Raw genomic sequence first — 9,822 nt, 5'->3', positions numbered from 1 at the left:
GGGGCCGCGCCCGCCGCGCCGGTCACCGCGGGCCGCCGGCGCTGCCGGCCGCGGCCGGCAGCGCGGCGCCGGAGGAATCGCCGCCGGGTCCGGCGTACCGCACCAGCTCATCGGGCAGCCCGCCGACCAGCCCAGCGCGGGTGGTCACCCGGGTCCGGGCGACCAGGTCGAACAGGCCCGCCCGGTCGCTGCGCACCAGCGCGCAGGAGCCGTGCAGGACCGCGACCACCGGTGCCCACCAGCCCAGGCCGGCCCCCAGCAGTACGGCCACCGGCACGTAGCTCAGCACGCCGCGCAGCAGCACCCGCGGGCGCGCGGCCGGACGCTGCGGCCGGATCGCCGACAACGCAAGACGGCAGGCGGCCTGGCCCGGCGTGGCGCGGTCGCGGCGCAGCATCGGGACGGCGGCGCCGCACACCAGTACCAGCACCGCCAGTGCCGCGTTGCGGACCTGGCCCGGTGCGACCAGGGCGGTCGCCGCGGCGGGGGCCAGCGCGGCCGCCGCGGCTTCGGCGGCGCAGGCGCCGTACCAGCACACTGCGAGGTCCAGGGCGCGGCCGAGTACCCGCCGGCCCGCGTCCGGAGGCAGGAAGTCGGCGACGGCCCCGGGCCGAGCGCGCGGCAGCAGGCGCTTGGCCGCCGGCGCCAGCAGCCTGCCGAGCAGGCCGCCCAGCGCGCCCAGCAGCACGTCGTCGGCAGCCGCCGTGCGGTAGGGGCAGGGGTAGGCGCCCAGTGCCCCGGTGAGCTGCACCGCCTCGATCGCGGCGGCCAGCAGCGCGCACAGCCCCGCAGAAACCAGCAGCCCGCGCCGGTAGCGGTAGCCCAGCACCAACCCGACCGGCAGCAGCACGGCCGCAGCCGCGGCGGTGTGCCGCGCGCCGGCGCCGGCCTGCGCGGCCGGCGCGGCGAAGGTCTCCAGCGGGACCGGTACCGGCGGCACGCCGCCGCCCGTGCAGGTGCCGGCGGCGGGCGCAGGCAGCGGATACACCGCGAAGGCGAGCAGACCGATCCCCAGTACCGGCAGCGCCAGCGTGACGCGGCCGGACCAGCCGGCCAGGCGCCCGAAGCGCCGGTACTGGCGGCGCAGGAATCCCATAGCACCGAGGACCGCGGCGAGCGCCACTGCGCAGGCCGCGGGCTCTGCAGCGGCGTCGGCCGCGAATAACCCCTCCATATCCAGGCAAGGTTAACGAGGCCTTGGCGCGCTGCGCAGCAGAATGAGGCGATCGGCGGCACCGGTTTTCCCGCGGCGGGCACCGGTTGCGGGGGCGCCGAACAGCCGCGGACCAGCGGACGCGGATCGCCGAGACGAGACCGGGCACGCTATCGTGTTCCGGCAATTGCCGCTTAACGCTTTCCAGCGGGCAAAGCAGTACTGTGATCGCATTCTTCGTCACAACGGGGAAGTCAGCCGTGAACCACCACTGAGCATGCTGAGCAAACGAAAAATCCCCTGGCTTCCACGGTCATGCGCGGACCCGCCCCTGCGAATGTCGGCCGCGCCTCGACCGCGACGGATTCGTGCAGGTCCCACCGGGCGCACCCCGCTCCGCGACACGGCTCCGCAGCAGCGCCCCGACCCTTGATTCGCCACTAGGAGTACCGTGCAGTCAGCGAAGAGTATGCGGACGACCGGCATTCGCCGGCGTACGCGCCGGGCGGTGCTGATGCCCGCTGCCGCCTTCATCGCTCTCTGGCTCGCCGTCAGCGGCTACCTGACCGTCCAAGCGACCCAGATGGGGATGTACGGGCACGCCATCCACCGGCTGTCCACCCCCGCCGCCACCGCACTGGTCACGCTGGTCGACGAGCGCTCCCAGTCGGTCGCCTACCTCGAACGGCCCGACGAGACCCGCGCGCAGCTGCAGAAGGCGCGCGCCGACTCCGACGAACGCACCCAGGTGGTCTTCGACCGCTACGAGCCGTTCCGCGACCAGGCCCCCGACCCGATCCGCGAACGCATGGCCGAGTTCGAGGGCCGGTACCGCGGCCTGGGCTCCATCCGCGACGAGATCAACGCCGGCACCGCAACGCGCGAGCAGGTGCTGCGCGAATACAACCGGCTGCTGAGCACGGCCGCCGACCTCTTCGCCGAGCAGGCCCGCGGCACCCCCGCCTCCGGCGCGGTCGGCCCGAGCATGAGCGCGGCCGACACCTTCCGCACCGTCGACCTGCTCGCGCAGAGCGATGCCCAACTCACCCGCGGCTTCGCCAACGGGCGGCTGACCCCCGCCGACCAGCGCGAGTTCACCCGCCTGAACAGCGCCTACCACGCCTCCCTGAAGTCCGCCCGCGGGTTCCTCTCACCCGAGCAGACCCGCGCGCTGGAGCGGCTGATGGGCGGTGCCGACTACCGGCGCCTGCTGGAGCTGGAAAACCGCATCGTCCAACGCGAGGTCACCACCACCGTCGACCCGGTCACCGGCGAAGAGACGCGCGACGCCCCGGTCCCGGTCACCCGCCAGGAGTGGGACGCCGCCTACACCCCGGTCAAAGAGGAACTGACCGACATCGTCGCCGCGGAGTCCCACCACGCCGCCGGGATCCAGACCGACGCGGCCCTGCGCTGGCTGGCCATCGCCATCGGCGGCAGCATCGGTGTCGCCGTGCTCGGGTTCCTGGCGATCTCCCGTTCACTGCAGACCACCAACCGCGTGGTGGACCGGCTCGCCCGGCTGCGCGACGAGACCGACCACCGCGCCAACGAACTGCTGCCGGCCGTGGCCGAGCGGCTGCAGAGCAACCGGCCGCTGGACTCCGCCGCCGACATCCCGCCGCTGACCGCCGGCGACGACGAGATCGGCGAGGTCGCCGCCGCCTTCGACAAGGCGCAGCGTTTCGCCGTCGACGCCGCCGTGCGCCAGGCCGAGTTGGCGCACGGCGTCAACCGGGTGTTCTTGAACATCGCCCACCGCAGCCAGACCCTGATCCACCGCCAGCTGCGGCTGCTGGACCGCATGGAGCGCGACCAGGAGGACCCGGCCCAGCTCACCGAGCTGTTCAAACTCGACCACCTGGCCACCCGTTCGCGCCGCAACGCCGAGAACCTGCTCATCCTCGGCGGCGAGACCCCCGGCCGCACGTTCCACCGGCCGATGCCGCTGGTGGACGTGCTTCGCGGCGCGATCTCGGAGTCGGGCGACTACACGCGGGTGGAACGCCACCACATCGCCCGGGTGGCGCTGAAGGGCCCCGCTGTCGCCGACGTCATCCACCTGGTCGCCGAACTGGTCGACAACGCCACCACGTTCTCCCCGCCGCAGACCCGGGTCCGGCTGAGCGGCGAACGGGTACCCAACGGCGTGGCCGTGGAGATCGAGGACCGCGGGCTGGGCATGGAGGAGGACGAGTTCACCGCGGCCAACGACGTGCTCGCCGACCCGCCCGAGTTCGACGTGATGCGGCTCAACGAGAAGATGCACCTGGGCCTGTTCGTCGTCTCGCGGCTCGCCCGGCGGCACGACATCGGCGTGCGGCTGCGGTCCTCGCCCTACGGCGGTGTCCAGGCGATCGTGCTGCTGCCCGAGGACCTGATCAGCGACCAGCCGCTGCCGGAAACGGCGTTCGACAGCACCAACGGCCAGCGCCCGCAGATCGTGGCGCCGGCACCGGGCCGCAGCACCGCCCCGGCCGCTCCGGCCAACGCCGCCGGCACCGGTACCGCTGCCACCACCGCCAACGGCGCCGGTCCCGGGGCCGCGGAATCCGCCACCCCGCAGGCGCCCGGGGTAGTCTCCGGTGACATGCTCGCTGACGGCGCTCCCGCGGCGGAACCGGCGGCCGACCGGCCCGGCCCCGCCGAGCCCCGGTACACCGCGGCAGGGCTTCCCCGCCGCGGCACGCCGCGCGGCCCCCACTCCTCCCCCGGCGACAGCACCGCACCCGAGGAGACCGACTCCGCCACGTCCACGGAGGAAACCGCCGATTCCCGTCCCCCTGCCGCCGACCCGTCCCCCCATTCCCCCGAAACCGCGCCCGGGCAGAGCACTGAAGCACGCCCCCAGCTGCCCAAGCGCCAACCGCAGGCCAACCTCGCCCCGCAGCTCTACGAGACTCCATCGGGCCCCGACGGCGCAGCCGCCCCGCCGGCGTCGCCCGAGCACGAAGAAGAACGCTTGGCACGGCTGCGGCACAACATGTCGGCGTTCCAACAGGGCACCCGGCGAGGCCGCAGTGAAGGCCAGCAGCGCCAGACCGATACGGACAAGGATTCGTGACCGTGACGAACAACGCCGCCAAGGACCTGAACTGGTTGCTGGACGAGCTCGTCGAGAGGGCCGTCGGCGCCCGCTACGCGATCGTCCTCTCCGCCGACGGGCTGCTCATCGGCCGCTGCAACGACCTGGCGACCGATGACGCCGAGCACCTCTCCGCAGTCGCCTCCGCCTTCCAGAGCCTGGCCCGGGGCACCGGCCGCCAGTTCAACGGCGGCAGAGTGCTGCAGACGGTCGTGGAGATGGAGCACGCCTACCTGTTCGTCACCGGCTCCGGCAGCGGCGCCTGCCTCGCGGTGGTCGCCGAGGAAAGTTCGGACGTGGGCCTGGTCGCCTACGAAATGAACGTGCTCGTCGAACAGGTCGGCCGGTTCCTGGACGCCTCGCCCCGCCAGCAGGAGCCGGCCGCATCACCAAGCGGCGGTACCCCCGACTCCGCGGGATAGGAGGGCAGCAGGAATGGCTGAGAACCGGGAATCCGGGCACGGCGCAGAAGCCGGCGACCCGCTGGTCCGGCCCTACGTCATCGCGCACGGGCGCGAACACGCCGATGCGGTCCGCCTGGACATGATCAGCGTTGTCATCGCGGCGCGCGCCGATGTCGACGAGGTCGCACTTGAGCCCGAGCAGCTGCGGATCCTCGAAATGTGCACGCGCCCCCAGTCGGTCGCCGAGGTCTCGGCCCACTTGGACGTGCCCGTCGCCGTGGTCAAGGTCCTGCTCGGCGACCTCATCGGCCGGGGCTACGTCCTGGCCCGCGCCCCCTACACACAGCAGAGCCCGATGCACCGGGACATACTCCAGGCGGTACTCGATGGAATCCAACGACTCTGACCGGACCGGCACCCCCATCCCCTCGGCGATCAAAATCCTCGTCGCAGGCGGTTTCGGTGCCGGGAAGACGACCCTTGTCGGCTCGGTGAGCGAGATCGCCCCGCTGAGCACCGAGGAGGTGATGACCGAGGCCAGCCTGGGGGTGGACGACCTCGCCGGGATCGAGGAGAAGACGACCACCACCGTCGCGCTGGACTTCGGCCGGATCACGATCAGCGACGAACTCGTGCTCTACCTGTTCGGTACGCCCGGCCAGGAGCGCTTCTGGTTCATGTGGGAGGAACTGGCCTACGGGGCGCTGGGCGCGGTGGTGCTGGCCGACACCCGGCGGCTGGACACCTGCTTCCCGTCGGTGGACTTCTTCGAGCGGCACGAGGTGCCGTTCGTGGTGGCGGTGAACTGCTTCGACGGTGCGCACCGCTACACCGAGGAGGAGGTCGCCGCGGCACTCGCCCTCAACCAGCGGGTACCGGTGCTGCTGTGCGACGCACGCACCCGCGAATCGGCCAAAGAGGTGCTGGAGACACTGGTCCAGCACGTCGCCACCACGATCGCCGCACCGGCCTGAGGCCGGGCGCCCGCCGGTACCGCGGCGGCCGCTGGCGCCGCAGGCGGCGGCCCGGTCGGCGGGTGGGCGGCTCAGGTCCACTATGCGGCCTTGTGCGCAGCGGGGCGGCGGGTGGCCTGCACCGAAAAGCGGCACCGGGGCGGTGGGCGGCCGGGGTGGGCGCGCGTGTGTCCGTCATGTCGGGTTTCCGATGATGATCATGGTGAAATGCCTGCCCTCAGCTTTGATATCTGGGCATTTCCGCAGGGTCGGTGCTTTGCCGCCGACTAGCGCCGCAGGCGGCGCCAGAGGGGGCGGGGCAGCGCCCGCATGCCCGCGAAGACCAGGCGCAGCCGGCGCGGTACCCAAACGGTCTCGGCCCCGGTGCGCAGGCCGCCGGCCACAGCGTCGGCGACCTGCTCGGCGGTGGCCGCCAGCGGCGCGGCCGGAACGTGGGCCGACATCTGCGTGCGCACGTAGCCGGGCCGCACGATGAGCACCCGCGCGCCGCTGCCGTGCAGCGCATCGCCCAGCCCCTGGGCGAAACCGTCCAGGCCCGCCTTCGCCGACCCGTAGACGAAGTTGGCGCGGCGCACCCGCACCCCGGCGACCGAGGACAGCACCACCAGGGTGCCGTGTCCCTGCTCGCGCAGCCGGCGGGCCACCGCGATCCCCACCGAAACGTGGCCGGTGTAGGTGGCGGCGGCGGCTTCGGCGGCGGCCACCGGATCGGCGTCGAAGGCCGCCTGGTCGCCGAGCACGCCGAACGCGTCGACCACCGCGTCCAGGTCGCCCACCAGCCCGGCGGCGGTATCGACGACCCCGGTGTGGGTCTCGGGTCGGGCGCCGTCGAAGTCGAGCAGGTGCACTTCAGCCGCTCCTGCGGCGCGCAGCCGCTCGGCCGTGCCGGCGGCCCCGGTGGAGCCGACTGCGCCGCGGGCGGCCAGCACCACGCGGCGGGCGCCGTCGCGCACCAGCCGTTCGGCCACGGCCGCGCCGATCTCGCTGCGCCCGCCCAGCAGCAGCACCGAATCCACGGCGCCCACAGCGTTGCGCATGGGTCCTGGTCCTCCAGATCGTGTGCTCTGCGGGGTCGGGCACCGGGCGCCCGGCGGGTCTGCGGCCGGTGGTCAGCCGCCGCGCGGATAGCGCACGCGCACGGCTCCGGTGTAGGTCTCGCCGCGCAGCACGATGTGCACGGCGCCGGGCCGGGGCGCCGCTGGGACCTTGGAGCGCACCCTGGCGTGGAAGGTACGCAACCCGTCCAGGTTGGCGGTGGCGCCCTGCGGCAGAACCAGGACGGTGGAGCCGGCGTAGACCGACAGTTCGATCTCCACCACCGGGTGCGGGACGACCGCTTCGGTCATGTCGAGCCGGACTCTGCCGGCACGCGAGGACACCCGCAGCCGGCGCGGCACCACCCACTCGCCGCGGCGGCGGAGCGAGGCGCTGTCGGTGGACAATTCGACCACCTCGTCCTGCTCGGCCTCCGCAAGCCCCGCCTCCGGCCGCACCGCCACCGCGGTGCCCTGGCCGGCTTCAGGCAGGTCGGCCACCAGCTCGCGCAGCTCGTCATCGAAAACGGCCTCGTGGGCGCCGGAGTTGCGCCGGTCGAACTCGTCAAGACCGAGCCGCCCTTCGGCGAACGCCTCTCCGAGGCGGGCGGCGGTCTGGGCGCGCTCGGCGTCGGAGACCCGCTTGCGCGGAGTGGGGGAAGGTGTCGGCTCCATGGCCGGATCCTATCCCCGCGGCGCCCGCCGGAGCCCGCCCCCGGCCGGACCCGGACGGGCTGCGCGCACAGGGGTCACAGCTCCAGGCGGCGGGCCAGGTCCGAGGTGAGCACACCTTCGGGGTCGACCCGGGCGCGCACCGCGCGCCACTCGGCCAGCCGCGGATACATTGCGTGCACGGCGCCGGGTGCGGCGCGGCCGTCCTTGGCCAGGTAGATCCGGCCGCCGGCGGCCAGCACCCGCTCGTCCAGCCGGCGCAGCAACCCGGCCAGCCCCGCCAGCTCGGCCGGCAGGTCCAGCGCCAGGGTCCAGCCGGGCATGGGAAACGACAGCGGCGCGGGCGTGCCCGGCCCCAGGCGCTTGAGCACCGTGAGGAACGACGGCGCCCCGGCCGCCGCAAGTTCGGCGGCGATGCGGCGCAGCTCGTCCTCTGCGCCGAAAGGCACCGCGAACTGGTACTGGACCAGCCCGCGCGGCCCGTAGAGCCGGTTCCAGCCGCCCACCGCGTCCAACGGGTGGAAGAACGGCGCGAGGCCCCGGATCCGCCCGCGCTCCCGCCGCGGCGCCCGCGCGTGGTAGGCGGCGTTGAACGCCCGCACGCTCCAGGCGTTCAGCAGCCGCGGCGGCACGTACCGGGGTGCGGTGGCCGCGGTGCGCGGCGCATACGCCAGCGGGTCGCGCCGCTGGGCGGGCGCCAGTTCGCCGAGGCGGGCGTGGCGGGCGCGGGTGAGGATGCCCCGGCCCACCGCCGCGCCGCGGGCAAGCAGGTCGATCCAGCAGACGGAGTAGCGGTAGTGGGCGTCGCCGCAGCTCATCAGCGCCAGCGCGGCGTCCAGGTCGGGCACCCGGTCGGTGTCCACCCGCATGGCCGCGGTCTCCACCGGCAGCACGGAGAACGTCGCCTCGGTGACGATGCCGGTCAACCCCATGCCGCCGACCGTGGCCCAGAACAGCTCGGGGTCGCGGTCGGGCCCGGCTTCGCGGTGGGCGCCGTCGGGGGTGACGATGCGCAGCGCGTGCACGTGGGCGCCGAACGAGGAGTCGGCGTGGTGGTTTTTGCCGTGGATGTCGGCGCCGATTGCCCCGCCCACGGTGACGTGGCGGGTGCCCGGGACGACCGGCAGGTAGAAGCCGCGCGGCAGCAGGTGGGCGGCCAGTTCGGCCAGGCTCGTGCCCGCCGCCGCGGTGACCGCCGGCCGGCCGGGGTCGAGCCGGAAGCCGGGGGCGAGGTCGGCGCAGTCGAGCACCGTGCCGCCGGCGCACTGGGCGGCATCGCCGTAGGAGCGGCCCAGCCCGCGGGCGATCGCACCGCGCCGCCGGCTTGCGGGTTCGCGGGCGGCGGCGCGCAGCAGCTCGGCGGCTTCTGCGGCGGTGCGGGGGCGCCGGACGGTGGCGGCCGTGGGCGCGGTGCGCCCCCAGCCGGTCAGCAGGGTGCCGTTGCCGTTCCGGGCGGTGTCGGCCATCGCCGTCCTTTCCGTTGCCCGTTTTCTCCGCTGCCTGCGCCGGTGCCCGCCCGGCGGTGCGGCCGGGGCTGCCGGGGCTGCCGGGGTGCGGTGCGCCTCCGCCGCTACGCCAGGTGCGCGCCCAGGCCGATGATCAGCAGCAGTACCGCCCCGCTGAGCTGCAGCGGGCGGTCGCGCAGCGCCAGGTCCTCGGGTTCCTCGCCTACCCCCCGGTCGACCAGCAGGTGGTAGCGCAGTACAACGAGGATGAACGGCACGATGCTGATGCCGTACAGCACCGGATACGGCGCCCCGGCCGGGTTTTCCAGTGCCCACAGGCAGTAGGTGACGATCATCGCGGCCGCGGCCATGGTGCGTACCTGCGTGAGGTAGCTCAGACTGTAGCGGCCCAGCGCTTCGCGGGTGCGGGCGGCGCCGGGGGTGCGCAGTTCGGCTTCGCGCTTGCCGGCCACCACCAGCAGCGCACCCAGCGAAACCACGATCAGAAACCACCGGGTGAGCGGCACCCCGATGGCCGCTCCGCCGGCCACGGCCCGCAGCACGTGGCAGCCTGCGACGGCGACCAGGTCCAGCACGGTGACGTGTTTGAGGGCCAGCGTGTATGCGCTGGTCAGGACCACGTAACCGGCGAGTACGGCCAGCAGCGGCCAGTTTCCGGCGGCCGCGGCGGCCGCCGGTGCGGCCAGGAGCAGGACCGCGCCGGTGCCCGCGGCCAAGGCGGGCGGCAGCCGGCCGGCGGCAACGGGGCGGGTGCGTTTCAGCTCGTGCAGCCGGTCGCGGGCGGCGTCGCGGACGTCGTTTAGCAGGTAGGTGCCGCTGGATGCGGCGCAGAACAGTGCAAAGGCGGCGGCGCTCCATGCCAGCGCCCGGGGGTCGCCGAGCAGTCCGGCCGTGGCGGGCGCGGCAAAGACCAGCAGGTTCTTCAGCCACTGCTTGGGGCGGGCCGCCTGCAGCAGCGCGAACGCAGCCGAGCCGCCGCCCCGGCGCGGCGCGGGCGCGCCGAGCGGACCGGTGCGGGCGCCGCTCCCGGCGGG

9 protein-coding genes are annotated in these 9,822 nt (G+C 74.1%); 4 read left to right on the top strand and 5 right to left on the bottom strand.

Going from position 1 to position 9,822, the window contains the following annotated elements:
* Window positions 1-22 precede the first annotated feature (22 nt).
* Entirely contained in the window at window positions 23-1,174 is a 1,152-nt protein-coding gene (locus ACYVD5_RS16150; protein ID WP_461001873.1) for a VanZ family protein, read from the bottom strand.
* 493 nt (window positions 1,175-1,667) lie between these two features.
* On the opposite strand from ACYVD5_RS16150, the gene ACYVD5_RS16145 reads away from it, so the two are divergent.
* The 4 genes from ACYVD5_RS16145 to ACYVD5_RS16130 are packed head-to-tail and all read left to right on the top strand — an operon-like array spanning window position 1,668 to window position 5,616.
* Window positions 1,668-4,217, top strand: coding sequence for a nitrate- and nitrite sensing domain-containing protein (locus tag ACYVD5_RS16145; protein ID WP_461001874.1), 2,550 nt, complete (start codon window positions 1,668-1,670; stop codon window positions 4,215-4,217).
* Window positions 4,218-4,219: 2 nt separating this feature from the next.
* Window positions 4,220-4,660 carry a roadblock/LC7 domain-containing protein gene (locus tag ACYVD5_RS16140; protein WP_461001872.1) on the top strand — a complete coding sequence of 147 codons (441 nt, stop codon included), beginning with the start codon at window positions 4,220-4,222 and terminating at the stop codon, window positions 4,658-4,660.
* Window positions 4,661-4,673: 13 nt separating this feature from the next.
* Window positions 4,674-5,048 carry a DUF742 domain-containing protein gene (locus ACYVD5_RS16135; RefSeq protein WP_461001871.1) on the top strand — a complete coding sequence of 125 codons (375 nt, stop codon included), beginning with the start codon at window positions 4,674-4,676 and terminating at the stop codon, window positions 5,046-5,048.
* Complete coding sequence (locus tag ACYVD5_RS16130) at window positions 5,029-5,616, top strand: GTP-binding protein (protein ID WP_461001870.1); 588 nt, start codon at window positions 5,029-5,031, stop codon at window positions 5,614-5,616. The genes ACYVD5_RS16135 and ACYVD5_RS16130 overlap by 20 nt, the downstream gene beginning before the upstream one ends.
* 266 nt (window positions 5,617-5,882) lie before the next feature.
* On the opposite strand, the gene ACYVD5_RS16125 is transcribed toward ACYVD5_RS16130, so the two are convergent.
* The 4 genes from ACYVD5_RS16125 to ACYVD5_RS16110 form a co-directional block, all read right to left on the bottom strand.
* Entirely contained in the window at window positions 5,883-6,653 is a 771-nt protein-coding gene (locus tag ACYVD5_RS16125) for a decaprenylphospho-beta-D-erythro-pentofuranosid-2-ulose 2-reductase (RefSeq protein WP_461001869.1), read from the bottom strand.
* Window positions 6,654-6,725: 72 nt separating this feature from the next.
* Window positions 6,726-7,325: a DUF1707 SHOCT-like domain-containing protein gene (locus ACYVD5_RS16120; protein ID WP_461001868.1), complete on the bottom strand. Its 600-nt coding sequence runs from the start codon at window positions 7,323-7,325 to the stop codon at window positions 6,726-6,728.
* A gap of 74 nt (window positions 7,326-7,399) precedes the next feature.
* Window positions 7,400-8,788 carry an FAD-binding oxidoreductase gene (locus ACYVD5_RS16115; protein ID WP_461001867.1) on the bottom strand — a complete coding sequence of 463 codons (1,389 nt, stop codon included), beginning with the start codon at window positions 8,786-8,788 and terminating at the stop codon, window positions 7,400-7,402.
* A 104-nt stretch (window positions 8,789-8,892) separates the two neighbouring features.
* Window positions 8,893-9,822: decaprenyl-phosphate phosphoribosyltransferase (locus ACYVD5_RS16110; protein WP_461001866.1), on the bottom strand; the 930-nt coding region annotated here is incomplete at its 5' end.

This window comes from Streptomonospora sediminis, from assembly GCF_054778995.1.
The sequence above is the reverse complement of the archived record's forward strand: the minus strand, read 5'-3'. Positions and strand labels throughout refer to the sequence as shown.

What these genes read in the sequence shown, in the direction of transcription:
- ACYVD5_RS16145 (WP_461001874.1), top strand. Translation starts at nt 1,668, where the DNA reads ATGCCCGCTGCCGCCTTCATCGCTCTCTGGCTCGCCGTCAGCGGCTAC.
- ACYVD5_RS16135 (WP_461001871.1), top strand. Translation starts at nt 4,674, where the DNA reads ATGGCTGAGAACCGGGAATCCGGGCACGGCGCAGAAGCCGGCGACCCG.
- ACYVD5_RS16130 (WP_461001870.1), top strand. Translation starts at nt 5,029, where the DNA reads ATGGAATCCAACGACTCTGACCGGACCGGCACCCCCATCCCCTCGGCG.
- ACYVD5_RS16120 (WP_461001868.1), bottom strand. Translation starts at nt 7,325, where the DNA reads ATGGAGCCGACACCTTCCCCCACTCCGCGCAAGCGGGTCTCCGACGCC.
- ACYVD5_RS16115 (WP_461001867.1), bottom strand. Translation starts at nt 8,788, where the DNA reads ATGGCCGACACCGCCCGGAACGGCAACGGCACCCTGCTGACCGGCTGG.
- ACYVD5_RS16150 (WP_461001873.1), bottom strand. Translation starts at nt 1,174, where the DNA reads ATGGAGGGGTTATTCGCGGCCGACGCCGCTGCAGAGCCCGCGGCCTGC.
- ACYVD5_RS16125 (WP_461001869.1), bottom strand. Translation starts at nt 6,653, where the DNA reads ATGCGCAACGCTGTGGGCGCCGTGGATTCGGTGCTGCTGCTGGGCGGG.